This window comes from Microbulbifer maximicatervae (SeqCode), assembly GCF_052467825.1.
This window is the reverse complement of sequence record NZ_CP174327.1, coordinates 33,203-56,588: the sequence shown is the minus strand read 5'-3', so window position 1 is coordinate 56,588 and position 23,386 is coordinate 33,203. Positions and strand designations below refer to the sequence as shown.

Genomic DNA, 23,386 nt, shown 5'->3' with positions numbered 1-23,386 from the left:
AGCCCGAAGGGCGGGTGCGCTACCCTAAGCGTTTGTAACCCGAGAGTAAAGATCCACGCGGCCCGAGGAGCTTGTTAGCTGTTATTTGACGACCACTGACGAAGGCTATTTTGTTAGCAGGGCGGAGCGAAGTTGGGCGGAAAAATGGCTTAGGGCCTTTAGGTAGCCGCTGTAAAATGGCCACTTAACCTTACTCGTCGCTTATTTGGTGTGAGCAAACTACACTCCCCGGGCATTGATTGGCCCCTCTGCAGCAACAACAGAGGGCACCTGCTAGTGATAGTGGGCCCCGACGAGATACAAAGCACTTAAGGATAGATTGATGATAGAAAGGCGTGAAACAAGCCTCCACGAACTGACCACGGTTTTGGACTATATCCGCTGGGGGACCAGCCGATTCAATGAGGCCGACCTCTACTACGGCCATGGCACCGACAACGCCTGGGACGAGGCCGTTTTACTGGTGACCCACGCCCTGCATCTCCCCCCTTACAGTAAGCCGGAGATACTCCAGGCCCGTTTGACCATGGAGGAGCGCCGCGACGTACTCACTATCCTGGAGCGGCGCTTTAGCGAGCGGGTACCGGCGGCCTACCTGACCAAGGAAGCGCATTTCTGCGATATGACATTTTATGTGGACGAGCGGGTACTGGTACCCCGTTCACCGATTGGCGAGATGATTCGCCACAACTTCCAGCCCTGGCTCAATGTTGAGCCCCTGGCGATTCTGGACCTCTGTTGTGGTAGCGGCTGTATCGGTATCGCCTGCGCCGAGGCCTTCCCGGAAGCGCGTGTCGATGTGAGCGATATTTCCGAGGACGCGATCGAAGTTGCACAGATCAATATCAATCGTCATGAGTTGAACGAACGCGTGCGCGCAGTGCAGTCGGACCTATTTTCCGGCCTGCACGGTATGAGTTATGAGTTGATCGTGTGCAACCCGCCCTATGTCGATGCCCACGATCTGGCCGAAATGCCCAAGGAATACCACGCTGAGCCGGATATAGCCCTGGGCTCTGGTGATGACGGTCTCGATTTTACCCGCCGCCTGCTGCGCGAGGCTGCCAACCACTTACAGCCCGACGGCCTGTTGATCTGCGAAGTGGGCAATAGCTGGGAAGCCCTGGAAAAAGCCTTCCCGGAGGTGCCGTTTATGTGGCCCGAGTTTGAGGATGGTGGCCACGGTGTCTTTGCAATCAGCCGGGAAGAACTACTCGCCTATCAACCCTACTTCGAAAAGGAATAATTCCTTTTGCCTCCCCGGCAATCTCGGTTGCCGGGTTATGGGTACAAGCCCGGTTCTGCGGACACTTGTGCTTTTTGCCCCAGTCTGCGCACTGGGGCGGGCAGATCATTTATAATGCGCGCCCCTATTGTGGGCCATCCTGTTTTACCACCTACTAGCTGGAAAAGTCGTCTATGTCGGGCAATACCTTTGGCAAGCTGTTTTGTGTCACCACCTTTGGCGAAAGCCACGGCCCCGCGCTCGGTTGTATCGTCGATGGATGCCCTCCGGGTCTGGAGATTAGTGAAGAAGAAATTCAGCGAGAGCTGGACCGCCGCAAGCCCGGCACCTCCCGTTATACCACCCAGCGCCGCGAACCCGACCAGGTAAAAATCCTTTCCGGTGTTTTCGAGGGAAAAACCACCGGCACGCCCATTGGCCTGTTGATTGAAAATACCGACCAGCGCTCCAAGGACTACAGCAATATCGCTGAACAAGTAAGGCCAGCCCATGCCGATTTCACCTATTGGCAAAAATACGGCATCCGCGACTACCGTGGGGGTGGCCGATCCTCCGCCCGTGAAACTGCCATGCGGGTTGCCGCTGGGGCCATCGCCAAAAAATGGCTGAAACAAAAATACGGCATTGAAGTGCGCGGTTATCTCTCGCAATTGGGCCCGATTAAAGTACAAAAACTGGATTGGGATCAGGTAGAACAAAACCCCTTCTTTTGCCCGGATGCCGATCGGGTCCCCGACATGGAGACCTATATGCAGGAGCTGATCAAAGAGGGGAACTCCATCGGTGCGCGTATCTCAGTACACGCCAGCGGCGTCCCAGCCGGACTGGGTGAACCTATTTTTGATCGCCTGGATGCAGATCTGGCCCACGGCTTAATGAGTATTAACGCGGTAAAAGGCGTGGAAATTGGAGCTGGCTTTGACAGCGTGGAGCAGAAGGGCACTGAGCACCGAGATGAAATCACTCCAGAAGAGGGGTTCCTGTCGAATAATGCTGGGGGTGTCTTGGGTGGTATTTCCAGTGGCCAGGACGTCATTGCCCATATCGCCCTGAAGCCGACTTCCAGTTTGCGCATTCCCGGCCGCAGCGTTGACCGCTCCGGCAATCCCATTGAAGTCGTTACCAAAGGCCGCCACGACCCCTGTGTTGGTATTCGAGCAACGCCTATCGCCGAAGCCATGATGGCCCTGGTTCTGATCGATCACGCACTGCGCCACCGCGCGCAAAACGGAGATGTAACACCGGGATAATTCGATCGGCTTTTTTCTATTGGATACCGGCGAAAGCCCGGTATCCAATCTCTTCGCTACTAAGATGCAGCCAATAAGCCAAGCCCCTGGGCTTCCCCCACCTTGCTCCCAACAAAATAGTTAGCTCCAGCCTCCTCAATTTTATTAATGTTGCGCAGTCGGTCTGAAGGGCTTAAAACGCCTTTATTTCCCCGATTAACGACATGGGTATAAATTTCAGTAGTACTAACATCCGAATGCCCTAGCAGTTCCTGAATCGTGCGCAGGTCATAACCCGCTTCGAGCAAGTGAGTCGCAAAGCTATGGCGAAATGCATGGCAACGAGCCGGTTTGTTGACTCCCGCTAGCTTGACAGCTATACGAACCTGGCGCGCTAAAGTTGACGCGTGCATATGGTGCCTTCTGTTTTCACCGGAGCGAGGACATTGGCCGATGGTGCTGGAAGGGAAAAGGTATTGCCAAGCCAGTTGTCGGCTTGCACTTGGATACTTTCGTTCCAAAGCGTTAGGTAAATAAACCGAACCAAAACCAGCCAAAAGATCTTGTTGGTGTAATAGGGAAACAGACTCCACCTGCCTATGTAGCTGCACAATTAACCCATTAGGTAATATCGTAGTGCGATCCTTATCCCCCTTACCACCTCGAACAAAAATATTATTGCTGTCGAAGTCTATATCCTTTATACGCAAAGAAAGCAGTTCGGCGCTGCGAAGGCCGCTACCGTACATTAGCTCAACCTGTAATCTGTAAGTGCCTTCAATATGATCCAAAATTGCTGATATTTCTCTACGGCTATAAACCACAGGCAAGTACTTTTGTTGTTTTGCCAGTTTAAAGTCCAATGCTTGAATATCCCTACCTAAGAATCTCTTGTACAGATATATCAAAGCGTTCAGAGCTATTCGCTGTGTATTTGCTGAGCAAAGGCCCTGAACTGCAAGGTGAGAGAGAAACGTCTCAATCTCAACAGCTCCCATATCGTCAGGGTGCTTCTTTTTATTGAAATGAATAAAGCGTTTAATCCAATGGGTGTAAGTTTGCTCTGTTCGGTACGATAGTCCTTGTTTTCGAATATGAAATCGCAGATTGTCCATAAATCGTTCAGGCTTACCTGGGATTTTGTGGCGAATGTCGTCCATGATATTGCCCTTAGACTGTTTTTATATACAGTGTTTACTCTTTTGTCTTGCTGTCAATATCAGAATTCAAGAGAAGCTTCTCCTATTTCTGGAGGTGACGATCTATCTCTTTGATTTTTATAGGGTTGGTAATGTTATAAAGAGCAGAAAAAGCAGGTAGATATATAGCGCCTGCTATATATCTACCTGTTGAGAAATATGCCAAAGTTCTTAACTTTTTGATATTATTGGGTTTTTAAGGTTATCTTGAAAGAAGTGAGTAGAATTATATAGAAGGGTGATATAAAGATGCTTCTTTTGAATTAACTGTTATTGTGGCGGTCGATTTTATTGATTTTTCGTAGTAACTGAAAGTTTAGCGCCACTAAATAGCAGCCAGTATTGAGCAGTTTTTATTGATTGCTATTCAAGCAGTTTCGCTCCTAGAGCGTTCGCTCAGATGTTGTAAAAAGAGGCAGTCCGCAGCAATTTCGTGGAGTGCCAGTAAGATAGGAATTGGTTGGGGAAAGTGCGGTATTCTTTCTTCGCAAATATTGAGCAGTGGCCAGCCAAAGTTGGCTGGCAGAGAGCAAGTAGGTTGTTCAGTGCGCGCCAGCTATAACCAGGCCAAGCAGGCTCGCCCAGCCCCTGTGGGGCTAGGCTGGACAGCCTACGCAGCGCGCTTCGCACGCCAAACGCTCCGGCTGCCCCTGTTGGCAACGTTATGTGGCCACATGAATTACTACATACTTTCAAAAGATTTTTACATAGGTCAATCGAGGCTGGAGCATGCTGATTTAGGTGTGGGCATGGTTCATGGACGTTTTATACAAGGTCCTGACTATCAAAAAGTAAAAAGTGTTTTTAAGCTATTCGCCAGCGAGCAATATGATGAGTATTATCAAAAGAGAGATGATCTGGAGTTGATGCTTCAAGATGAGTCAGGTAATAAAATTTCCACTGACTTTATTCATATTGAAGATTATTCTCCAGAATTTGAAGAGATTAGTGTAGAGGTCAAGTTAGTAAACGGCCAGTCATGGGCAGGTATTGAAAACACATAACTAGGCCAAGCAGGCTCGCCCAGCTGATAGCTGGGCTGGACGGCCTACGCGCTGCTTCGGCCGCCCCTGTTGGCAACGTTATTGTGGCGGTCAATTTTTAGATGGTTTGTAGTTGCTGCAAGTAACAATCTATACCTGAACACGCTTCGCCAGAAAGTTTTCCTGCAAGCTGGCACCGCAGTTTCGATCAAGTGCCGTCGTTTTAAGTCAACAAGCCCTGCAAGTCAGTTGCACCATTGTGAAGTGCCAGTCAGTTAGTTAACTGGTGGGGAAAGTATGGTATTTTTCCCAGTAAATTTATCGGGCAGTGGCCAGCCAAAGTTGGCTGACAAAGAGCAAGTAGGTCGTTCAGCGCGCGCCAGCTATAACCAGGCCAAGCAGGCTCGCCCAGCCCCTATGGGGCTAGGCTGGACAGCCTACGCGGCGCGCTTCGCACGCAAACGCTCCGGCTGCCCCTGTTGGCAACGTTATGTGCTTCAACGAAGAGATATGAACTTTGAGTAAATGGCTTTACCTAATAGTTGTTTTTGTCATGGCCGGTTTGCTTTATCCAATAATCTATCTCCTGGGCCTAGAAAGGTTAGGGGGCGGAGCTTTACTGAAGGTCCCGGAGTTCATCTTGTATAGCGTGCTAATAGGATTCTTCTTGTATCCGTTCATGGAGGGTTATAGACGCTATAAAATGGGTAGTCACTCATTGGCTGTTATTTTTCTTATCTCCGGAATAATTTTACCAGTTATAAGTGGCGCTTTTTTAATAATTTTATTTGAATCTATGTTGAAGTCTGGAAGCCATGGATGACACAGCAGCACATAACCAGGCCAAGCAAGCTCGCCCAGCTATGAGCTGGGCTGGACGGCCTACGCTACGCTTCGGCCGCCCTTGTTGGCAACGTTAAGTGAAAAATGAATATCTGGGAACTATACAACGAAGACGAAAAGTTGGCCGACTTAACACAAACAGACCTTGATCAGCCTTGGTTCATAGGTGTGTTGGTTCCAACTCCGGCTTTTGATGAATACCGTAATCTCTTTGAAAGAGCTCAGCGATTTATAGAAACCGAAGAATTCGATTCTGAAGAATCAGAAGATACCTTTGTCGAAATTGATAACTTAAAACTGCGATTGGTGCGTATGTCGGATAAAGGTGTATTTAAAGACGTAATGCTATGTGTATCTGGTGATGAGGTATGGTGGCGTATTTAGTAACTATATGTGAGTCACTTAACAAACGCAGGCACAATCGCACACTTCGTGTGCTGGACCTCCGGTGCTGCGGGCGTTAACTTTCCAGGAGATAAAATGGACTTCGGCAAAATCATCAAAAGCGATGGTGATATACAGCTTGCTCAATGGAGTAGCATAATCTCCAGTCATCAAGCCCTCGAGCAAGCTCCTGATAAGAAAGGAACTAACCCTTTTACCAATGAGGAGGTTCTTTTCTCTGGTGAAGGCATAGCTTTCTATCTAGAAGGCGGGGATAAAGTTGGCAATATAAGCCTGGAGAATGGTGTTCTACTGACCAGCGGGGTTCCTATGTCAATATGCTCTGAACTTGCATATTCCCTCAACGCGGAAGCTTTCGAAGATGACCGCAGTTAACAAGGGCCAGCACAATCGCCAAATGCAAAAAACGCATTTGGCTGGACTCGCTGAAAGCGCTCGCCTGTGTGGCCGGCGTTATGTGTAAGTACAGATGAAGAACATTAGCCTTGCATTAATTTTTGTCTCGGTGATATTTATTGCCAGGATGTACTCAATTGAAGAGGTAACTGTTTCCAATGTCTTTGGCTGGCTAGCTTTTTCAATTGCAGTTGGCTCTACGACATATTTCATGGTGTTCGCGCCATTTGGATTGCGAACTCATACAGAAGTATTTGGTCGTCGGCAAAAATATAGACATCCCGTAGCTGAAATCCCAATTAAGGTTGTGGGCCTAATATTGGTTCCGGTTGTTCTATGCTTGGCTCTTAGTTTTTGGTTCTACGCATATGCCACCTAAAACACATAACAAGGCCATGTTGCATCGCACCAGCAAGCTGGTGCTGGACCTCCATTTCGGCGCTTCGCGCCTACATTACGGCCGCAAATGGCGGCGTTATTGTGGCGGTCGGTTTTATTGATTTTTCGTGGTAACTGAAGGTTTCGTGCCACTAAATAGCATCTGGTATTGAGCAATTTTACTGATTGCTATTCAGGCAGTTTCGCTCCAAGAGTGTTCGCTCGGGTGTTGTAAAAAGGGGCAGTCCGCTGCAATTTCTCGGATTGCCAGTAAGATAGGAATTGGTTAGGGAAAGTGCGGTATTCTTCCCTCGTAAATATTGGGCAGCGGCCAGCCAAACTATGGCTGGCAAAGTGCTAGTAGTCGGTCTCGAGCGCGCCAGCCATAACCAGGCTAGGCAAGCTCGCCCAACCCCTTCGGGGCTGGGCTGGACAGCCTACGCGTTGCTTCGGCTGCCCTTGCTAGCGGCGTTAAGCACCAGAGAGAAATATGGTCCAGGCTATTGATCTAACAATGTTGCTAACCATCTACGGAGGTTCTGCGTACTTGGCATATCGCTATGCTTTGCGTGGCCTACTCGCTGGCGTCATCTTAGTTTGGTTTGGTGGTATTCTCTCAATGGAGGTCTTGATACTTCTTGATCCAGACTACAGTCCCGGGGTGTTGGGAGCCGCAAAATTTCTTTTTGGTGGGGTGGTTGGTTTACTTTGGTGTGCCCCTTTTTATGCAATTAACATTGCGGTAAAAAAACTAATTAAGCGCAAGGCAAAAAGGCATGCTTAACAAAGCCAAGCACGGACGCCAGCAAAGCTGGCTGGACCTACATTCCGCAGCTTCGCTGCTTCATTTCGGCCCGTGTTGGCGGCGTTAAAGTGCAACTATGATCAGGAGAGCAGCGAGTAGAGCGTTTATTATTTGTGGGGCCTTGCTCATACTAGCAATGGTCATAGCCACAATTTACGCAGTACTATCTGACACAATTACTGGTCGGGATATATGGGCAGCGCCTCTTCTTGGCTTCTTCACAGGGATTTATTACTTTATCTTTGTTTACCCCTGCGTCTTCGCTGGTTTGCTCTTATATAGTTTCATTAAAAAATAGGTAAGGCAGTGAATTCAAGCAATAGCACTTTAACAAATGCAGGCAACAGCGCCCCTTCGGGGCTGGACCTCCATTCCGCAGCTTCGCTGCTACATTACGGCCGTTGCTGCAGGCGTTAATTGTATGAAGGGACAGAGCTATTGATTAAGAGAAATGCCTTGATTGTATCGCTAGCTTTGGCGGTTTATCTAGCAGGTAATATGATTGGAGTTATAGGGATATTGTTAGCAATTCCATATTTCACCCTTATTACTGGTAGGCTTTACTTGTACAAGAAGAGAGGAAAGCTGTTGCATACATATCTGATGCTTTTCATATCTATCACTTCGTTGATTCTTCTGTTCTTACCAATCTGGGGAGGGCATCCAAGTGTCGGTAGAGACTACAATGGCCAACCTTATAAAGAGCATTCTCATTTCATTTGGCAAGTTGGTCACATACATTGAGCGGTATACAATTAACAAGTCAATCAACTTCGCTCCAGCTGCTACGCAGCTTCCGCCGGACAGCCCACGCTTCGCGCGGTCTGCCGGTTATTGAGAGCGTTATGTGCTTCAACGAAGAGATATGAACTTTGAGTAAATGGCTTTACCTAATAGTTGTTTTTGTCATGGCCGGTTTGCTTTATCCAATAATCTATCTCCTGGGCCTAGAAAGGTTAGGGGGCGGAGCTTTACTGAAGGTCCCGGAGTTCATCTTGTATAGCGTGCTAATAGGATTCTTCTTGTATCCGTTCATGGAGGGTTATAGACGCTATAAAATGGGTAGTCACTCATTGGCTGTTATTTTTCTTATCTCCGGAATAATTTTACCAGTTATAAGTGGCGCTTTTTTAATAATTTTATTTGAATCTATGTTGAAGTCTGGAAGCCATGGATGACACAGCAGCACATAACCAGGCCAAGCAAGCTCGCCCAGCTATGAGCTGGGCTGGACGGCCTACGCTACGCTTCGGCCGCCCTTGTTGGCAACGTTATGTGTAAGGTCACCCATGATCGATTCGAACCAAATTAAAGCCTTGTACGAAAGTGAAAGAAGACAGGACCTTCTTGATCTATTGCTAGAGGAATCCCAATACACGATTCCTTTGAGGGATTATGATGGTGATGAAACAAGGCTGACGTTAGAAGAAAAAGAGTTGCGTGGATGTGCTATCGATCATTTGCGATTCGTCATCAGCTATGGTTTCGTACAAAGCGTGGTAAATGATAATGGTAAAATATACGCACCACGCTACCAAGAGTTCGAGAATTGGTTAAAAGCTGGATGTCCGGGGCTAATCAGCCTAGAAGTAGAAGCGTATTTAAATGATAACTCAGTCAACACATAACAAAGTGCAGCACAGCGCGGCTGCGCCGCTCGGACAAGCTACACTGCGTTTCGCTTGCCAGTGTGCACGGCGTTATACGAAAAAGAGATTATGAGATTTAGCCAAGCACTTGAAATAGTATCTAAATGGGTTGAAGTAACTACTGAGGGTGTAGCCGAAGTTAGTGCCGTTGAAGATAAACCTTATGGCTGGGTGTTTTATTATCAAGCTAAGAATTACAATCCGAATGATATTTCAACTTATCTAGGCGGCAACGCGCCCATAATTTTCGATCGTATAGATGGAGAAATTCGTGTCACAGGCACGGCCTATGAAACAGAGCAATACCTTAAAGAATATGAAACAACATTGCCTGAAGCTCGGCTACTAATGTCGCCAGAAGTTTCAGGATTCAAAAACAAGTATGAGTAATCGTATAACCAGGCCAGGCAAGATCGCCCAGCCGGAGGCTGGGCTGGACAGCCTACGCTCCGCTTCGGCAGCCCTTGCTGGCAACGTTATGCATACAGAGATCCTAAATGACCAACAAAGAGATTGATTTTTTCTTAAGTCTAAAAAAAGACATTAAATATGCACCATTTATGGCGGGATTCTTTATCATACTTTTTATTTCAAATGCATACTTTGAGTTTAGTTCTGTAGTTAATAGATCAGCGTCCATTGTTGGTGTTGCCGCACTCCTACCTTGGTTCGTTCAAAGTATTTTAAGGGAAACGAGCAGCTCAAGATCCTTCGCAATTATTGAGAAGTTTGTCAATAAAGACCCAGAACTAATTGAAAGAGTTAATAATCGTCGGAGTAACAAACGCAGAAATGCATAACCAGTCAATGAACTTCGCGCCTACGGCGCCCGACAGCTTACACTCCGCTTCGCTGCGTTCCAGCTGCGGGTTATTGAGGCGTTAAGTGTTAGTCATGTCAGAACAAGAGATAGTTTTTTTACTGGTTGCTCTAGTTTGTTTTTTATGTGTCACAATATATGCTCACAAAAAGATCAGCAAACCATGTGAAAAGTGTGGTGGAAAAATGAGTCTTGTAAAGATTAGAGACCCAGCTGGCATTAATATAAAGCCAAAAATTACTCTGTCATTTTATGTGGGACCAAGAAAGTACGAAGAAACTTGGAAGTGCAAAAATTGTGGGGCGTCAAAGTTTATAAAGTACTGGGGGAGCTAGCAAGTGCTTTCCACAACACTTAACAAGCACCAGCAATCCGACATTTATTCCGGTGCATGTTTTTTGTTCGCTACGCTCATAACACAAAACATGCACCTCCATAAATGCGGTTGTGGTGGGCGTTAAGCACAATATGAAATCTGCATTTTTACTACAGCACTTACACGTCATCGCAGAAGATAATGAATGTGTAAAAGTCATTGGTCTCTACGCAAGTAAAGAGGATGCCCTAAGCGCCATTGAAAGGTTAGCTTCTCAACCAGGGTTCTCTGGTTGCCCAAAGCTAATTGATCCTCTTGAGGACGATGAGGAAAGTGGGTTTTATATTGATGAATATGAGATAGGCAAAGATCATTGGTCCGAGGGGTACGTTACAGTCTAATGCTTAACAAGCCAAGCACGGACGCCAGCAAAGCTGGCTGGACCTACATTCCGCAGCTTCGCTGCTCCATTTCGGCCCGTGTTGGCGGCGTTATGTGCAGTCATAAATTCAACGATCGGATCTAGTCTTGAAGTCACTATCTGAAAAAATTGCATGGTATTGTCAGAAAGAGAAAAGGCACTGGAAGCGTATTTATCACTGTGCTGAAATCGCTTTCATTTCAGTATCCGCACTAATTTTAACTGTACTTATTCAGATGTATGGCAACGGTACTAAGCTTCAAATTGGGGTTGTTGCACTCACTTCGGCTTTAACTATCACATCAGCCTCATTAGTCCCTCTCGTATTTAAATCCAATACTCTCAATCGCTGGCAAACTCAAATGGTTACTATCGGACTTGGTTGCGGAGTCGGAATCTCTGCGATATGCACGCTGTTTCTATTTGAGTTGCAGCTTGCTAGCACATAACAAGTCGATGAATTTCGTTCCGCCCTTACAGGGCTCCACCGGACATGCTACGCTGCGCTTCGCATGCCGATTATCAAAGCGTTAGCTGTATACGAGTAAGAGCATCACATTGAAATATTTCGTGTATTTTAGCGTTATAAGTCTCAATATTTTAGGCTGGTTCATAATGCTAATGATTCCAGCTTTGGAAATTACTACTTGCACAATGGGTAGCGAAGATGCTTGGCAATTAACAGGCATTTTCTACATGCCGACAATGCTATTAGTGTCTGTACTTCTGCTATTCACAAGAAGAGTAAGATGGGCGAAATGGCTAAGTATTCCCCAAGCTGTTCTTGTTCCCTGGGCCGCGTGGGTTGTTGGAAAATATTTAATAGGTGTAACTTTTAAGGGGTATCACTTCTGTACGGTGCTTAAAGATGCTGGTTTTAATGATTACACTTCGTCATGGTGGGCGCCGTTTTGGGCACCCGTCATGTTAATAGTTATATGTATACTTTGTGTTAGTTATTGGCAGGTATGGCGTGGTGTTCGTAGCTAACAAGTTGCTGCACCAGGACATTTTTATTTTTGCGCCTTTTGTGGCCGCTTCGCTAGTACCACAAAACACACAAAAACAAAAATGCCTGTGAGCAAGGCGTTATTGTGGCGGTCAATTTTTAGATGGTTTGTAGTTGTTGCAAGTAACAATCTCTACCTGAACACGTTTCGCCAGAAAGCTCTCCTGCAAACTGGTACTGCAGTTTCGTTCCAGTGCCTTCGTTTTAAGCCAACGATCCCTGCAAGTCAGTTGCACCATTGTGAAGTGCCAGTCAGTTAGTTAACTGGTGGGGAAAGTATGGTATTTTTCCCAGTAAATTTATCGGGCAGTGGCCAGCCAAAGTTGGCTGACAAAGAGCAAGTAGGTCGTTCAGCGCGCGCCAGCTATAACCAGGCCAAGCAGGCTCGCCCAGCCCCTATGGGGCTAGGCTGGACAGCCTACGCGGCGCGCTTCGCACGCAAACGCTCCGGCTGCCCCTGTTGGCAACGTTAGGTGTACGGATGGAGTATCGTGACAATCAAGATGTTCGGCTCGGGGATATCGTAGAATTAGATATGCCAGATGGCCGAGAAAAAGCGAGAGTAGTTATGCTAGGTGATACCTATAAGCATCTTGAACTTGAGGCCTCTTTTAAGTCGTGGGTAAAAAAAGATAAAATTTTAAAATCTGATTCAATTGTAATTGAATGGCTTGGGAAAAACCCTTTAGCTCATAGTGACCCAAACTATGCTCCGGTTGGTAATTATATGTTTACCGGCATTAGTGAAGATTTAAAACTCATTGGTAGGGCTAGGCATGAGTAAAACACCTAACAAACAGCAGCACGCAAGCCCGGTAAAAGACGCCGGGCAGGACGGCCTACATTGCGCTTCGCTTCATTTCGGCCGCCCGTGTGCTGGGCGTTATGCGTAAAGAAGTTCAGTAGAAATGAATGATTGGAAAGTCACAGATAGCGATCGGTTTGGACCAATCTCTAAAATTGTAGCAATTTTTGAAGTTGGGCCACCGCTTAAGGATCTCGAAATCCCTTGTTTGAAGGTTAAAATTTTAGAAAAGGAAAATGGAAGGTTTGCTGGCATTCCAAACATGGCGGTATTAGGCAAAGATAATTTTCCTGAGTGGACCAGTGGCTTCGGAAAATCGCCAGAAGAAGCATTGATAGACACACTGGAAGAATTCTATAAAATTGCTAAAGAACTTAATAAGGTAAGTGAAGAGCATTTTGTTTATAGTGAAATTGGTGATTTTATTTAACCTAAGTGCGCATAACAAAACAATTAATTTCGGCCACATAAATCGTGGCCGGGACCTCGGCACAAAGCGCCTCGGCCTATTATTTCAGCGTTAGTTTAAATATGAACCGAAAGAAATCGTTATCGATTCTAGTTTTAACAACTCTATTAATAGGGGTTGTTTTCTCTATGGTGCCTTTTTTTTCATCGCTTCAGCCTAATTCTAGAGCTGAAGCAGCCCTGTTTAGGCTAGATATATCAAAGATTAATAATGGCGAATTTATAATTTTTGATCACCCAAACTACGGTGATTCAATCAGAGGCTATAAATGGAGCGTAATGATCTACAAAAGCCATAGTGGCTCCATTACTGCTTTTGATATTCCCCGCAAAGGCAAAGCAACAGGGCTTCCCGATATGTACTGGTGGAGGCCTACTTGGCCATGCTTTAATTTTGGGCCAACCTTTTCAGGACGCAAGGTTGATGAAAGCATGCCCATTAAGTGCCACGACAACAGAGAGGAGCTTGACTATTGGCTTCCCCAGGTTGAATGGGACTTAAGCGGAAAAACCATAAAAGGAGGCATGGATAATATGCTCCCAACATTAGGTACAGTTGAGGGAAAGCACTTTGTATTTGGAAAACGAAACTAACAAAGGCCAGCACAATCGCCGAATGCAAAAAACGCATTTGGCTGGACTCGCTACACTTCGTTTCGCTCGCCTGTGTGGCCGGCGTTATAGGGCTAGAAATTGAGCCAAATTCACAAAGACCAAAAATTAAGTGTATATCTGTGGAAATTCATGGTTTGTCTTTTTGTCTCAAGCTTGATTCCCATGGCATATGTACTTTGGGCAGTTTCACCAGGGTTAAAGGGAAATTGGTTTGGTGTTGCTGTGGTTTCAGCAGTTTGTTCAGCATTATTGACTGCGGCTTTACCGGTAAATAACGCTCGTTACTATGTCCCAAGTAGTGTTGTGGTGGGCGTGTTATTTTATGGGATAATTCAGGGTTGCTTATTATACAATGGGGGCCCATAACTAGGCCAAGCAGGCTCGCCCAGCCCCTGTGGGGCTAGGCTGGACAGCCTACGCGGCGCGCTTCGCACGCAAACGCTCCGGCCGCCCCTGTTGGCAACGTTATGCATAGGGAGCGAAATGGCGAATAAGCTTGATGCTATAGAATTAGATTCATTGAACGTCGATGGCGTTGGAATTGTGAGGCCAGGAATGAGTCTAGAGCATCCCATGTTCGGCTTGGGTAAGGTCGAAGCTATATTTGAATTTATAAAATCAGGTGAAATTACTGTCCGTGTGAATTTTAAAGAGTATGGTTCCAAAGCGATAGTGCCAGAATATGCAAATTTTTCTCTGCCAAAAACTGGAAAAGCTAAAAAAAGCTCTTTATTCAGCAAACTGCTTAAGAAAGGAAAATAATGCATAACAAAGGTAGGCAAGTTCGCGCTTCGCGCTGGACCTCGTCGGAAACCTTCCCCCATTGAGTAGACGCCTACCTTTTGAATAGGGTAGGAAAAAATGCCGAAAATACTGAGTGAAGAGCGAGTTGTTGAATATTCAACAGAATTCAAAGTTAGAGTGGTAGCTCTCACTAATCAACTGAAAGTAGATACGACTACTATCGCCAACATTATTGGTTTGCATCCAGTAATGGTGTATAGATGGCGACAGGAAAGTAGAGAAGGCAAGCTGGTCGAGAAGCCCAGTCGTAGAATAAGTATGACAAAAACAACGAAAAATCGGTCTCAAACCGATGATAAAGAGATAAGACGTCTAAAAAAGCAGGTCGAGAAATTGCAAAAGGAGAATGATTTCCTAAAAAAGTGGGAAATGTACCTGAAAGATCCAAAGCTGAAAGATTCTCGTTCATAGCTCTTAATCGATCAGACTTTGGTGTCAGGTACTTATGTAGATACTTGAATGTTTCACCCCAAGGGTTTTATAAGTGGCTCAATCGAGATGAGAGCACTCGTGACATAGAGAATAGGCGAATTCTAGGGTGTATCGAAGCTATCTATACACAGCATGATGGTAATTATGGAAGTCCAAGAATTAGCGCAGAGCTGAAAGCTAATGGTGAACGAATAAATCACAAACGCGTTGAACGCCTTATGAGAGAGGCTGGAATCGTGGGGAAAGCTGGAAGGATCTATCGTCGACGCCCTTTGCCTGGAAATCCTTATATTAAGGTTGAAAACCTACAAAGAGAGCATGGTATGCCGAGTAAACCAGACTCTCAATGGGCTGGTGATGTAACCTATCTGAAGATCAATGGACAATGGCAATATTTAGCTGTGATTATTGATCTTTACTCCCGGAAAGTGTTGGGTTGGGAGTTGTCGGATACTCGAACTGTTGAGCTAACACTGTCAGCGCTAAAGAAAGCTGTTCGTCGCAGAAATATAGAATCAGATCTAATATTTCACAGTGACCGAGGTTCTGAGTACGGTGCTTATGCATACCAAAGTCGACTCAAAGAACTGGGTATTGAGCCGAGCATGAACCGTCCAGGATTTATGAATGATAATGTGTATGTAGAATCATTTTTTCAAACACTGAAAACTGAGAGTTTCAAAGGATTTAATTTTGAATCCGTTGAGGAACTAAGAGCTAACTTAGCTTGGTATCTTGATAGGTACTATAACTTTAAAAGAAGACATGGTTCACTTGGGTTCAAAAGCCCAGATGAATATGAAAGAATGGCCGCATAAGATGAATATAAGGTGGCGTCTACTTTAAGGGGGGAGGCTTCCCGCTTAGGCTCCTCGGCCCTTGCTACCGACGTTATGCATCATCACTATGAGAGTTAAGTTTAAGAAGAAGTTAGACGATCAAGCGGATAATATGACCGTCGATAAAGAGTATGTCGTTCTTGGTATAGAAGGTGATTCCTATCGAATTATTTGTGATGAAGGAGAACCTTATTTATATGAGCCTGAGCAGTTTGATATCGTGGATTCAAGAACGCCCGATTTTTGGGTGCGTGAGCTAGGCGACGATGGAGAGCTTTACGCTTACCCAATGGCATGGTTTCATAACTATTTCTTCGAAAGTTACTTTGATAATGAACCTGGCTTCGTTAATTCTTTCTGGAAGGATTGTTCACGTTTATATGGGATTAAATCGAATGCATAACAAGTCGATGCATTTCGTTCCGCCCCTTCGGGGCTATACCGGACTGTCCCCGCGTTGCGGCGCCAGCCGATGATCGAAGCGTTATGCATAGAGTATTTAGCGGATGAGTAATGAGGCTGAAAGGGTATACCTTGAAGAAATCAATAGATCCTTCAATATTTTTCGTAACGATGATAGATTTAAAGAATTTCTTTGTAAATTTAATGTGGAAGAGGGTATCTCGTCTTCCGATGTAACCAGTATCTACAATAATATGGTTAATATTTACAATAGATCTCAAGAAGGAGCGATAATTGATGGGCGAAAGCTCAAAAGAATATGGAACACTCTAGAGTATTTAACGCTAAAAAATATTCAGCTTGAAGAAAAGTTGTCAGTTCTAAAAAAAGACCACTAATGCACGAGATAGCTCCCGGCTTTTGCATGGGAAAATGCATAACAAACAGCGGCAGAGCGACGGCCAACGCTACGCACATTTTGTGTTACTCGCTGGCGCTCAAACATTAACACAAAATGCGCTCCGCGCTGGCTGCGCCTGCGCTGGGCGTTAAATTCTGAATCACGAAGTATCAGGACAAAAATATGAAAATAGTTTCTCTTTCTGTTTTAGTATTTGCCGTGTCGCAAACACTAGGGTGTGGGGTGAAGGTAGGCGTTGGCTCTGAGGATATCGGCCAGAGTGAAGGAGAGGCTCAATGTAGGGAGTTGGTCAAGAAAGAAAACTACTTGGAAGCAAGGGGGGCTTGCGAGGCCAGTGCAAATCAGGGTAGTGCTTACTCTATGTATGCGTTAGGAACAATGTATTCTAATGGTTTGGGTGGTAAAGAGAGTAAAGAAGCAGCATATACCTTTTATAAGAAAGCCTCAGATAAGGGACATGCACCGAGTCAATATAACCTGGCCGCTTTCTATCAACAAGGCCTCATAGTGGAACAATCGAGCCAGAAGGCATTTGCTCTTGTAGGAAAAGCGAGTGAAAAAAATTACGAGGTAGCCCTTGCAGATCTGTCGGTCAGATATAAGAGCGGTGTAGGGGTAGAAGTGAACGAGCAAAAAGCTCTGGCTTACTTGAAGCAAGCTGCCTACATTGGCGATGGACAGTCCATGTACAATTACGGCTATGCAATGATTGAAGGAGCATATGGCGAAAAGGACTCCGATGGCATAGTTTGGATGGTCGCTGGACTGGAGTTAGGTGCTAATCAAGGGTTGTCAAGTACTGAGTTATTTAATGAATTCGGTTTGTCGAGCTCAGAAGGTCAACAGATCCATGTTTTCGCAAAGCAATGCATAGACATGGTTCAAAAGAACCAGGCAATTGCCAGATCTAAGTACTTATAACCAAGCTACGGAATTTAACAAGAGCCGGCACAAGCGCGCACGTAGTGCGCTGGACTCGCAACAAGTTGCTCGCCTGTGCGGCAAGCGTTATTGTGGCGGTCATTTTTTAGATGGTTTGTAGTTGCTGCAAGTAACAATCTCTACCTGAACACGCTTCGCCAGAGAGTCCTCCTTCAAACTGGTACCGCAGTTTCGTTCAAGTGCCTTCGTTTAAAGCCAACAAGTTCTGCAAGTTAGTTGCCGCATTGTGGAGTGCCAGTAAGATAGGAATTAGTTGGGGAAAGTGCGGTATTCTTTCCTCGTAAATATTGGGCAGTGGCCAGCCAAAGTTGGCTGGCAGAGAGCAAGTAGGTTGTTCAGTGCGCGCCAGCTATAACCAGGCCAAGCAGGCTCGCCCAGCCCCTGTGGGGCTAGGCTGGACAGCCTACGCAGCGCGCTTCGCACGCAAACGCTCCGGCTGCCCCTGTTGGCAACGTTATACCTAATGGGTAAGTCATGTCGCTGAAATCAAATTTCGAGTTGATGGCAGATTACAATCAGTGGATGAATGAAAGCATCTATGAATCTGCTTCCAATTTGAGTGCAGAGGAACTATCTAAAGATCGCGGGGCTTTCTTTGGATCAATCATTGGCACGCTTAATCATGTCCTGGTTGGTGACACAATTTGGCTCAAACGATTTGCCAATCATCCATCAGCATTAAAGGCGCTTGACTATGTTTGTGGCCTTGAAAACCCACAAGCTTTGAATTCCATCATACACGCTAAATTTGAAAGCCTTAAGAGTGCCAGAATAGAAATGGACAGGGCTATACAAAATTTCGCACATGAACTTACTGACGAGGCGCTATCATCTGTGCTGTCGTATAACAACACTAAAGGTGAACCGTTTGCTAAAAATTTTGGGTATCTCATCCAGCATTTTTTTAACCACCAAGCGCACCACCGAGGTCAGGTTTCTACTCTTCTAAACCAGGCAGGCATAGAAATAGGGGTAACAGACTTGCTAGTGAGTATTCCAAATGAGTGATAGGTATAACAAGCGCATGTTGTCGGACTGTTTTTCCGCTACGCTCCAATCCAGCCGCAAATGCGGGCGTTAGGCATACAAGATGATTCCCGCAGGTTACATGTATAAAGCAGTAGTATCTAAACCTGATTGGCTTAAGACCGATCAGGTAAAGGATATATATTCTGTTAGCGGCTGCGTATCTGAAGACTTCGACGAATGGATCAATTATTGGAAGCATAATGGCTATTGGTTTTTTGATTCTCCTGAAATTATCGAAAACCTAGCTAAAGAACATAAGATTGATCTGAATGAAATGAAGTTGTTCTTTTATAAGGTATATGAACAGCAATGGAATGATGAAGTTTTAGAGTGGGAGCAATTCGAGCCTGAAGAGTCATTTGAAACCAATGTTCAGCTTCCAGAGTCGCCAATACTCGAGGGCTACGATGTAACCACATTTACGGCTCAAACATACGCTGAATGTTCTCCACTTTCATGCAACCATATGGCCGAGGAGTTTAAGGTCAGCTCACACTGCTTATTAAATTCATTTGAAGAGGCAAAGCATCTTATTGAATCAGGGGCTTTCAACCAGTGTGAGCCTGGCCCGTATCGTATATTCGAGGTTTATCGTGTTGCAAATGCCTAACAAGTCAATCAACTATGCGCCTACGGCGCCGGACGCAGCAAAGCTACGCCGGTTATTGAGGCGTTAGCCATACATGAGAACGAATAAACTTATTGTCGCGTTTCTATTTATAAATACATCAGGGTGTGTTTATTATCCAAGCTTGGATTATGTTGAGTATTATGGAGTGGACTATGGGTATGCACATGGATCTCAAGAAAAGATCTACTACCGAGATCATAGCCGGGTCACTAAGAAAACCGATACTATCTTCCACTTTGCAATCGGGGCAAAAAAGCTAGATGAATATGGTGGGAATAGGGGGGTGGCTTCAAGCACAATAACGCGCGAAGTCACACGGAAAGAAGGTTATTGCCCTAATGGCTATAAAATTGATTTTCACCCAACAATAACAACTGGGGACCATGGTTTTGCTTGGAAAGTATTCTGCCAATGAATGGCTAACAAGGCGCTCAACCGGACAGCAAAAGCTGCGCTTTTGTTCCCTCCGCTTCGCTCCGGCTGTCCAGTTAGCTTGGCGTTAACTTTGGGAGCTACCGAGAGACAGTGGACATACTGTATAGTTAGGCTTCCTAATTACTGAAGAAAATTAATAGGTAAATTTTAATGATTAAATTTGGGATATTTATTGCTGTTGCTTTAGCTTCTATATTAGCGTTTTTGATTTTCTACCCATTTCATTTGGCGCATAAAAAGAAGGCAAATAAAGCTAAGACAGCCATCTCAGATTATTTGGATTCAAACTACATTGATAGAGATATTTCAAGAAAAATATTTTCTGTAAATGGTGATGTGGCGGTAGCGGAGATTGAGCGCGAAAACAAGTTAGCAGTACTTGTTTTGGGGGGCGATGGAGAAGTTAGCGCTAGGGAGTTCTATGCAAAAGATCTCTATAAATACGAAATAATTACCAATGATAAAGTAATAGCAAAAAATGGCGAAACTGTTAGCGTTGAATCTGTTTTCAATTCATATAAAAAGGGTGCTGTATCCGGTGATGTATATTGCCTAATCAAAATATATTTTAAAGATGGGCCGATGAGGCCATATCACCTTGAGCTGGCTAACAATTCAGCTGCCACGCTAATGTTAAGCGACGAACGAATTAAGGCCGTAATCGAGAGTAGTATGGAGTTTTTCCAAGAGATATTTAGCAAGCCTAACCCGTCATAGAAGTTAACAAGGCGCTGCAGGCCGACGGTCAATTTTGCTCACTTTGTGCGCGGTCGCTGCGCTCGCATTCTCGCGCATAAAGCGCACAAAATTGGCCGCAGCTGAGCGCGGCGTTAAATGTCATATGAATATGATCGGTAAATACACAGTACTAGTGGTCACTATGATGAGTGCAATGTTGTGTTCGTCACTTTACTTTCGCCCGCCAGGCCTGTTCGATTTACCGCGCTATTTGGACGTCTTCCTAAATATTAAGAGCTATTTTACTCAAGGACTACTTTCAGGGATGGTGGGCTTGGTTCTTGCTAAGAAGTTAGGGGTTTCTAAGTACGTTGTCTTAACTTTAGGTCTTGCTATCTCTGTTGTGCTTTTGGCCTTAAATAGTCTAAGAGTTCAATCTATGGATTTTTATCATGCGCAATTTGTAGCATTGCCACTGATTGGTGGTATTGCAGGCGGAATCACAATAGGCGAATATGTGCAACATTTAACTAGTTTAGGCACCCGACGCCTGCGGCGCTGGTGCTAAAAGCGTTAGACAGTGAAAATGAAAAAACTACTTTACGTACTTTTATTTATGTCGGCTTATAGCTCTTCTTGGGCGCATCAAGATAGACTCATTGAGTTGCGAGGGAATCTGCTTATCGGGCTACCAGAAAAGTATCAGCCTGCAGTCTTGGATTTAAAGAAACATTCATTTTCTATCGCTGGGAAACGACTAGTAATACCTGATTGCTATGGTCAATTTTTCCCAAAGACCAACAATTACAAAATTTCTATAACTGCATCTTGGTATCACAGTGAAATTACAGATCTGCCGCCATATATGGGAATACGCATTACTGAAAATGGAAAGTCATTTGGACATTTCATTCAGCTAGAGCCCTTAGATTTATTTTGCAACAATGAAAACAAAGATTTCTGTGATAATATTCTCAACTATAAGAGCATTGAAGATTCGTGCTACAAGAAAGTAGAGGTGGTGGAGGAAAGTCCCGCTGCCTAACAATGCAATGCAGCCGACGCCTTAATTTGTGCATTTTTTGCACGGTCGCTGCGCTCCCATTTTCATGCAAAAAATGCACAAATTAATCCGCGTCTGATTACGGCGTTATGGTTCTCGCAGAAAAAATAAATTATGAATATAAAGAATGAACCTATTATTTTCTTTTACTTGACTGCAGCTATCTTAGTGGGCCTTGTTTATGCGTTTCAGCATACTAGCGTCAACCATATGCGTGAGACACCTGATGGGAAGGCTTATGGAACTGGTCACATAGAAAATGATTTTTGTGATGTCTTTACGGGTGAAAGTCTCGAAGATGCGTATGCATACTTTAAGGAGCAAGAGTTAGAGAAAGCAGAGAGCGCTTACCTTAACGTACTTAGTCAAAACCCAGAATGCTTCTCAGCACTAATAAGTCTACTCCACTATGGAGAGGCTGCCTGAGGCGAGAGACTTATATTTCCGAGCACTAGATATAAATGAGAATAACGCCGCACTTCAGCAATCACTAGGTGTACTTATTTTTAAATCTATTGGTGCAAATGAAAGTCTCCCATATTTTCAAAGAGCGATCGAACTAGACCCTAAATTAGATGCAGCTCAATGGAGCATTGGGAATAGTTACTATTTTTTAGCTGAGTATGAGCGATCCAAGTTTCATTTGAGGAAGTTTGTAGAGCTGCAGCCCTCTTCAAACTTAGCTAAATTTGCTAATCAACGTATCGCGGAGATTGAGCAACGAGGTTACTAGGTGGCACCACCATACAAGGCGCTGCAGGCCGACAGCTTACTTTGTGCACCTTTTGCATGATCGCTGTCGCTACCATTTTCGCGCAAAAAGGCGCACAAAGTAAGCTGCGGATGAGCGCGGCGTTAAGGTCAATTGAGATCGCATGTATAAAAATCTGTTAATTTCGGTTTTATTTATTTTTGCTGTGATCGGTAGTGGCTCGTATGGCTATCACCTTGCAGATGAAAGAGTTGCGAAATTCATACAAAAAAATGCTGTTGATAATGCAGTTTTTCACTATCTGAAACTTACTGGAATTATTGAGGCAATAGAGCAGGGAAACGAAGAGTTTGCGATTAGGGAGCTTGAGGCGCTAAAAAGTTCTGAAGCCGTACTTTTTGATTCATGCTTAAACTCTGATTGCCCAAAGAGATTAAGGTCAAAAATTGAATCAGCGGTCAAGCCTTAACAAGTGCCGGCACGACCGCAAATGCTGCGCATTTGCTGGACCTTCGGTGCTTCGCACCTCCGGCCCGTGCGGCAAGCGTTATTGTGGCGGTCGGTTTTATTGATTTTTCGTGGTAACTGAAGATTTCGTGCCATTAAATAGCACCCGGTATTGAGCAATTTTTTTGGTTGTTATTCAGGTAGTTTCGCTCCTAGAGAGTCCGCTCAGGTGCTGTATAAAGGGACAGTCCGCTGCAATTTCGCGGAGTGCCAGTAAGATAGGAATTGGTTGGGGAAAGTGCGGTATTCTTCCCTCGTAAATATTGGGCAGCAGCCAGCCAAACTATGGCTGGCAAAGTGCTAGTAGTCGGTTCCGAGTGCGCCAGCCATAACCAGGCTAGGCAAGCTCGCCCAACCCCTTCGGGGCTGGGCTGGACAGCCTACGCGTTGCTTCGGCTGCCCTTGCTAGCGGCGTTAGGGAGCTTATGAAACTATTGCTCGCGTTCATATCAGCAGCGGCATCTCCTGCCTTACTGATGGTCATATGGTATCTGTATGGGCAATTTCAGATATTTGAGGCGGATGATCCATATATCTGGGTTCGCACAGGAAATTTTGCTGTGATTTGCTTCTTTGTGTCTGGTGCATTTGTGTTGTTACTCGGGCTACCTGCCTATTTTCTTTTGCGTAAGTTTCGGTTGGTTCGCTGGTGGTCGACTTTGGTTGTTGGTTTTTCTTTGGCTGCAATCCCAATGGCAATTTTCACATGGCCTCTGAAGTATCCTGAGCTTAAAACAAGCGCTTCCGTAAACGGTGTGCAAACAATGGTAGATGGTGTGCCCACAATAGCTGGCTGGCTTCAGTTTACGCAGGGAGTTCTTTTTCTTGGGGTGTGCGGCCTCGTGGGTGCATTAGCATTCTGGCTGACCGCCCCTAACAAGTTTAGGCAAGGGACGCAGTAAAC

General features: G+C 45.2%; 34 protein-coding genes. 33 read left to right on the top strand and 1 reads right to left on the bottom strand.

Annotated elements, in window-relative coordinates:
- The first annotated feature begins 322 nt into the window (after nucleotides 1-322).
- A complete protein-coding gene (gene prmB / locus ACJJII_RS00315; protein ID WP_444893090.1) occupies nucleotides 323-1,246 on the top strand; it encodes a 50S ribosomal protein L3 N(5)-glutamine methyltransferase in 924 nt (307 codons plus the stop codon).
- A 173-nt stretch (nucleotides 1,247-1,419) separates the two neighbouring features.
- Nucleotides 1,420-2,496 (top strand): chorismate synthase, encoded by a 1,077-nt coding sequence (gene aroC / locus ACJJII_RS00310; RefSeq protein ID WP_444917914.1) that lies wholly within the window; start codon nucleotides 1,420-1,422, stop codon nucleotides 2,494-2,496.
- A gap of 59 nt (nucleotides 2,497-2,555) precedes the next feature.
- Here aroC and ACJJII_RS00305 read toward each other — a convergent pair whose 3' ends face one another.
- Nucleotides 2,556-3,635, bottom strand: coding sequence for an integron integrase (locus tag ACJJII_RS00305; RefSeq protein ID WP_444917913.1), 1,080 nt, complete (start codon nucleotides 3,633-3,635; stop codon nucleotides 2,556-2,558).
- A 395-nt stretch (nucleotides 3,636-4,030) separates the two neighbouring features.
- Between ACJJII_RS00305 and ACJJII_RS00300 the strand changes: the two genes are divergently transcribed.
- From ACJJII_RS00300 to ACJJII_RS00150, 31 genes are all read left to right on the top strand, one after another.
- On the top strand, nucleotides 4,031-4,678 hold the full coding sequence (locus ACJJII_RS00300; protein WP_444917912.1) for a hypothetical protein: 648 nt from the start codon (nucleotides 4,031-4,033) through the stop codon (nucleotides 4,676-4,678).
- A 276-nt stretch (nucleotides 4,679-4,954) separates the two neighbouring features.
- On the top strand, nucleotides 4,955-5,182 hold the full coding sequence (locus ACJJII_RS00295) for a hypothetical protein (protein WP_444917911.1): 228 nt from the start codon (nucleotides 4,955-4,957) through the stop codon (nucleotides 5,180-5,182).
- 402 nt (nucleotides 5,183-5,584) lie between these two features.
- Nucleotides 5,585-5,884 (top strand): hypothetical protein, encoded by a 300-nt coding sequence (locus ACJJII_RS00290; protein WP_444917910.1) that lies wholly within the window; start codon nucleotides 5,585-5,587, stop codon nucleotides 5,882-5,884.
- A 96-nt stretch (nucleotides 5,885-5,980) separates the two neighbouring features.
- Nucleotides 5,981-6,280, top strand: coding sequence for a hypothetical protein (locus ACJJII_RS00285; RefSeq protein WP_444917909.1), 300 nt, complete (start codon nucleotides 5,981-5,983; stop codon nucleotides 6,278-6,280).
- Between the two features lie 94 nt (nucleotides 6,281-6,374).
- Entirely contained in the window at nucleotides 6,375-6,680 is a 306-nt protein-coding gene (locus ACJJII_RS00280; protein WP_413662303.1) for a hypothetical protein, read from the top strand.
- A gap of 489 nt (nucleotides 6,681-7,169) precedes the next feature.
- Nucleotides 7,170-7,463: a hypothetical protein gene (locus tag ACJJII_RS00275; protein WP_444917908.1), complete on the top strand. Its 294-nt coding sequence runs from the start codon at nucleotides 7,170-7,172 to the stop codon at nucleotides 7,461-7,463.
- A 1,310-nt stretch (nucleotides 7,464-8,773) separates the two neighbouring features.
- A complete protein-coding gene (locus ACJJII_RS00270; protein ID WP_444911325.1) occupies nucleotides 8,774-9,112 on the top strand; it encodes a hypothetical protein in 339 nt (112 codons plus the stop codon).
- Between the two features lie 90 nt (nucleotides 9,113-9,202).
- The gene (locus ACJJII_RS00265; RefSeq protein WP_444917907.1) at nucleotides 9,203-9,523 is read left to right on the top strand and encodes a hypothetical protein; all 321 of its coding nucleotides are present in this window, start codon (nucleotides 9,203-9,205) and stop codon (nucleotides 9,521-9,523) included.
- Nucleotides 9,516-9,650, top strand: coding sequence for a hypothetical protein (locus ACJJII_RS00260; protein WP_444917906.1), 135 nt, complete (start codon nucleotides 9,516-9,518; stop codon nucleotides 9,648-9,650). The genes ACJJII_RS00265 and ACJJII_RS00260 overlap by 8 nt, the downstream gene beginning before the upstream one ends.
- Entirely contained in the window at nucleotides 9,631-9,933 is a 303-nt protein-coding gene (locus ACJJII_RS00255; RefSeq protein ID WP_444917905.1) for a hypothetical protein, read from the top strand. The genes ACJJII_RS00260 and ACJJII_RS00255 overlap by 20 nt, the downstream gene beginning before the upstream one ends.
- Nucleotides 9,934-10,421: 488 nt before the next feature.
- A complete protein-coding gene (locus ACJJII_RS00250) occupies nucleotides 10,422-10,670 on the top strand; it encodes a DUF7336 domain-containing protein (protein WP_444917904.1) in 249 nt (82 codons plus the stop codon).
- Nucleotides 10,671-11,977: 1,307 nt separating this feature from the next.
- The gene (locus ACJJII_RS00245; protein WP_444917903.1) at nucleotides 11,978-12,172 is read left to right on the top strand and encodes a hypothetical protein; all 195 of its coding nucleotides are present in this window, start codon (nucleotides 11,978-11,980) and stop codon (nucleotides 12,170-12,172) included.
- A gap of 8 nt (nucleotides 12,173-12,180) precedes the next feature.
- Nucleotides 12,181-12,483 carry a hypothetical protein gene (locus ACJJII_RS00240; protein ID WP_444917902.1) on the top strand — a complete coding sequence of 101 codons (303 nt, stop codon included), beginning with the start codon at nucleotides 12,181-12,183 and terminating at the stop codon, nucleotides 12,481-12,483.
- A 124-nt stretch (nucleotides 12,484-12,607) separates the two neighbouring features.
- Complete coding sequence (locus tag ACJJII_RS00235; RefSeq protein WP_444917901.1) at nucleotides 12,608-12,934, top strand: hypothetical protein; 327 nt, start codon at nucleotides 12,608-12,610, stop codon at nucleotides 12,932-12,934.
- A 101-nt stretch (nucleotides 12,935-13,035) separates the two neighbouring features.
- Nucleotides 13,036-13,566, top strand: a complete 531-nt coding sequence (locus ACJJII_RS00230; RefSeq protein ID WP_444917900.1) for a hypothetical protein — start codon at nucleotides 13,036-13,038, stop codon at nucleotides 13,564-13,566.
- A 504-nt stretch (nucleotides 13,567-14,070) separates the two neighbouring features.
- Complete coding sequence (locus ACJJII_RS00225; RefSeq protein ID WP_444917899.1) at nucleotides 14,071-14,349, top strand: hypothetical protein; 279 nt, start codon at nucleotides 14,071-14,073, stop codon at nucleotides 14,347-14,349.
- A 99-nt stretch (nucleotides 14,350-14,448) separates the two neighbouring features.
- Nucleotides 14,449-14,802, top strand: coding sequence for a transposase (locus tag ACJJII_RS00220; protein WP_413662312.1), 354 nt, complete (start codon nucleotides 14,449-14,451; stop codon nucleotides 14,800-14,802).
- On the top strand, nucleotides 14,754-15,641 hold the full coding sequence (locus tag ACJJII_RS00215; RefSeq protein WP_444917898.1) for an IS3 family transposase: 888 nt from the start codon (nucleotides 14,754-14,756) through the stop codon (nucleotides 15,639-15,641). Before ACJJII_RS00220 ends, ACJJII_RS00215 begins: the two co-directional genes overlap by 49 nt.
- A gap of 88 nt (nucleotides 15,642-15,729) precedes the next feature.
- Complete coding sequence (locus ACJJII_RS00210) at nucleotides 15,730-16,065, top strand: hypothetical protein (protein WP_444894573.1); 336 nt, start codon at nucleotides 15,730-15,732, stop codon at nucleotides 16,063-16,065.
- Between the two features lie 103 nt (nucleotides 16,066-16,168).
- The gene (locus tag ACJJII_RS00205) at nucleotides 16,169-16,462 is read left to right on the top strand and encodes a hypothetical protein (RefSeq protein WP_444917897.1); all 294 of its coding nucleotides are present in this window, start codon (nucleotides 16,169-16,171) and stop codon (nucleotides 16,460-16,462) included.
- A gap of 185 nt (nucleotides 16,463-16,647) precedes the next feature.
- Nucleotides 16,648-17,406, top strand: a complete 759-nt coding sequence (locus ACJJII_RS00200; RefSeq protein ID WP_444917896.1) for a tetratricopeptide repeat protein — start codon at nucleotides 16,648-16,650, stop codon at nucleotides 17,404-17,406.
- A gap of 495 nt (nucleotides 17,407-17,901) precedes the next feature.
- Nucleotides 17,902-18,435, top strand: a complete 534-nt coding sequence (locus ACJJII_RS00195) for a DinB family protein (protein WP_444917895.1) — start codon at nucleotides 17,902-17,904, stop codon at nucleotides 18,433-18,435.
- Nucleotides 18,436-18,517: 82 nt separating this feature from the next.
- The gene (locus tag ACJJII_RS00190) at nucleotides 18,518-19,066 is read left to right on the top strand and encodes a hypothetical protein (RefSeq protein WP_444917894.1); all 549 of its coding nucleotides are present in this window, start codon (nucleotides 18,518-18,520) and stop codon (nucleotides 19,064-19,066) included.
- A gap of 73 nt (nucleotides 19,067-19,139) precedes the next feature.
- Nucleotides 19,140-19,502: a hypothetical protein gene (locus ACJJII_RS00185; protein WP_444917893.1), complete on the top strand. Its 363-nt coding sequence runs from the start codon at nucleotides 19,140-19,142 to the stop codon at nucleotides 19,500-19,502.
- A gap of 170 nt (nucleotides 19,503-19,672) precedes the next feature.
- Nucleotides 19,673-20,239: a hypothetical protein gene (locus tag ACJJII_RS00180; protein ID WP_444917892.1), complete on the top strand. Its 567-nt coding sequence runs from the start codon at nucleotides 19,673-19,675 to the stop codon at nucleotides 20,237-20,239.
- Nucleotides 20,240-20,330: 91 nt separating this feature from the next.
- Nucleotides 20,331-20,768: a hypothetical protein gene (locus ACJJII_RS00175; RefSeq protein ID WP_444917891.1), complete on the top strand. Its 438-nt coding sequence runs from the start codon at nucleotides 20,331-20,333 to the stop codon at nucleotides 20,766-20,768.
- 18 nt (nucleotides 20,769-20,786) lie between these two features.
- Nucleotides 20,787-21,245: a hypothetical protein gene (locus ACJJII_RS00170; RefSeq protein ID WP_444917890.1), complete on the top strand. Its 459-nt coding sequence runs from the start codon at nucleotides 20,787-20,789 to the stop codon at nucleotides 21,243-21,245.
- Nucleotides 21,246-21,377: 132 nt separating this feature from the next.
- Nucleotides 21,378-21,689, top strand: coding sequence for a hypothetical protein (locus ACJJII_RS00165; RefSeq protein ID WP_444917889.1), 312 nt, complete (start codon nucleotides 21,378-21,380; stop codon nucleotides 21,687-21,689).
- Nucleotides 21,673-21,996, top strand: a complete 324-nt coding sequence (locus tag ACJJII_RS00160) for a tetratricopeptide repeat protein (RefSeq protein WP_444917888.1) — start codon at nucleotides 21,673-21,675, stop codon at nucleotides 21,994-21,996. Before ACJJII_RS00165 ends, ACJJII_RS00160 begins: the two co-directional genes overlap by 17 nt.
- A gap of 142 nt (nucleotides 21,997-22,138) precedes the next feature.
- Nucleotides 22,139-22,444 (top strand): hypothetical protein, encoded by a 306-nt coding sequence (locus ACJJII_RS00155; RefSeq protein WP_444917887.1) that lies wholly within the window; start codon nucleotides 22,139-22,141, stop codon nucleotides 22,442-22,444.
- A gap of 463 nt (nucleotides 22,445-22,907) precedes the next feature.
- Nucleotides 22,908-23,384 (top strand): hypothetical protein, encoded by a 477-nt coding sequence (locus ACJJII_RS00150; protein WP_444917886.1) that lies wholly within the window; start codon nucleotides 22,908-22,910, stop codon nucleotides 23,382-23,384.
- Nucleotides 23,385-23,386: the final 2 nt, after the last annotated feature.

Excerpts from the sequence above, each read along its gene's own strand:
- prmB (WP_444893090.1), top strand. The coding sequence starts at position 323 with ATGATAGAAAGGCGTGAAACAAGCCTCCACGAACTGACCACGGTTTTG.
- aroC (WP_444917914.1), top strand. The coding sequence starts at position 1,420 with ATGTCGGGCAATACCTTTGGCAAGCTGTTTTGTGTCACCACCTTTGGC.
- ACJJII_RS00305 (WP_444917913.1), bottom strand. The coding sequence starts at position 3,635 with ATGGACGACATTCGCCACAAAATCCCAGGTAAGCCTGAACGATTTATG.
- ACJJII_RS00295 (WP_444917911.1), top strand. The coding sequence starts at position 4,955 with ATGGTATTTTTCCCAGTAAATTTATCGGGCAGTGGCCAGCCAAAGTTG.
- ACJJII_RS00290 (WP_444917910.1), top strand. The coding sequence starts at position 5,585 with ATGAATATCTGGGAACTATACAACGAAGACGAAAAGTTGGCCGACTTA.
- ACJJII_RS00285 (WP_444917909.1), top strand. The coding sequence starts at position 5,981 with ATGGACTTCGGCAAAATCATCAAAAGCGATGGTGATATACAGCTTGCT.
- ACJJII_RS00280 (WP_413662303.1), top strand. The coding sequence starts at position 6,375 with ATGAAGAACATTAGCCTTGCATTAATTTTTGTCTCGGTGATATTTATT.
- ACJJII_RS00275 (WP_444917908.1), top strand. The coding sequence starts at position 7,170 with ATGGTCCAGGCTATTGATCTAACAATGTTGCTAACCATCTACGGAGGT.
- ACJJII_RS00270 (WP_444911325.1), top strand. The coding sequence starts at position 8,774 with ATGATCGATTCGAACCAAATTAAAGCCTTGTACGAAAGTGAAAGAAGA.
- ACJJII_RS00265 (WP_444917907.1), top strand. The coding sequence starts at position 9,203 with ATGAGATTTAGCCAAGCACTTGAAATAGTATCTAAATGGGTTGAAGTA.
- ACJJII_RS00260 (WP_444917906.1), top strand. The coding sequence starts at position 9,516 with ATGAGTAATCGTATAACCAGGCCAGGCAAGATCGCCCAGCCGGAGGCT.
- ACJJII_RS00255 (WP_444917905.1), top strand. The coding sequence starts at position 9,631 with ATGACCAACAAAGAGATTGATTTTTTCTTAAGTCTAAAAAAAGACATT.
- ACJJII_RS00250 (WP_444917904.1), top strand. The coding sequence starts at position 10,422 with ATGAAATCTGCATTTTTACTACAGCACTTACACGTCATCGCAGAAGAT.
- ACJJII_RS00245 (WP_444917903.1), top strand. The coding sequence starts at position 11,978 with ATGGTATTTTTCCCAGTAAATTTATCGGGCAGTGGCCAGCCAAAGTTG.
- ACJJII_RS00240 (WP_444917902.1), top strand. The coding sequence starts at position 12,181 with ATGGAGTATCGTGACAATCAAGATGTTCGGCTCGGGGATATCGTAGAA.
- ACJJII_RS00235 (WP_444917901.1), top strand. The coding sequence starts at position 12,608 with ATGAATGATTGGAAAGTCACAGATAGCGATCGGTTTGGACCAATCTCT.
- ACJJII_RS00230 (WP_444917900.1), top strand. The coding sequence starts at position 13,036 with ATGAACCGAAAGAAATCGTTATCGATTCTAGTTTTAACAACTCTATTA.
- ACJJII_RS00225 (WP_444917899.1), top strand. The coding sequence starts at position 14,071 with ATGGCGAATAAGCTTGATGCTATAGAATTAGATTCATTGAACGTCGAT.
- ACJJII_RS00220 (WP_413662312.1), top strand. The coding sequence starts at position 14,449 with ATGCCGAAAATACTGAGTGAAGAGCGAGTTGTTGAATATTCAACAGAA.
- ACJJII_RS00210 (WP_444894573.1), top strand. The coding sequence starts at position 15,730 with ATGAGAGTTAAGTTTAAGAAGAAGTTAGACGATCAAGCGGATAATATG.
- ACJJII_RS00205 (WP_444917897.1), top strand. The coding sequence starts at position 16,169 with ATGAGTAATGAGGCTGAAAGGGTATACCTTGAAGAAATCAATAGATCC.
- ACJJII_RS00200 (WP_444917896.1), top strand. The coding sequence starts at position 16,648 with ATGAAAATAGTTTCTCTTTCTGTTTTAGTATTTGCCGTGTCGCAAACA.
- ACJJII_RS00195 (WP_444917895.1), top strand. The coding sequence starts at position 17,902 with ATGTCGCTGAAATCAAATTTCGAGTTGATGGCAGATTACAATCAGTGG.
- ACJJII_RS00190 (WP_444917894.1), top strand. The coding sequence starts at position 18,518 with ATGATTCCCGCAGGTTACATGTATAAAGCAGTAGTATCTAAACCTGAT.
- ACJJII_RS00185 (WP_444917893.1), top strand. The coding sequence starts at position 19,140 with ATGAGAACGAATAAACTTATTGTCGCGTTTCTATTTATAAATACATCA.
- ACJJII_RS00180 (WP_444917892.1), top strand. The coding sequence starts at position 19,673 with ATGATTAAATTTGGGATATTTATTGCTGTTGCTTTAGCTTCTATATTA.
- ACJJII_RS00170 (WP_444917890.1), top strand. The coding sequence starts at position 20,787 with ATGAAAAAACTACTTTACGTACTTTTATTTATGTCGGCTTATAGCTCT.
- ACJJII_RS00165 (WP_444917889.1), top strand. The coding sequence starts at position 21,378 with ATGAATATAAAGAATGAACCTATTATTTTCTTTTACTTGACTGCAGCT.
- ACJJII_RS00160 (WP_444917888.1), top strand. The coding sequence starts at position 21,673 with ATGGAGAGGCTGCCTGAGGCGAGAGACTTATATTTCCGAGCACTAGAT.
- ACJJII_RS00155 (WP_444917887.1), top strand. The coding sequence starts at position 22,139 with ATGTATAAAAATCTGTTAATTTCGGTTTTATTTATTTTTGCTGTGATC.
- ACJJII_RS00150 (WP_444917886.1), top strand. The coding sequence starts at position 22,908 with ATGAAACTATTGCTCGCGTTCATATCAGCAGCGGCATCTCCTGCCTTA.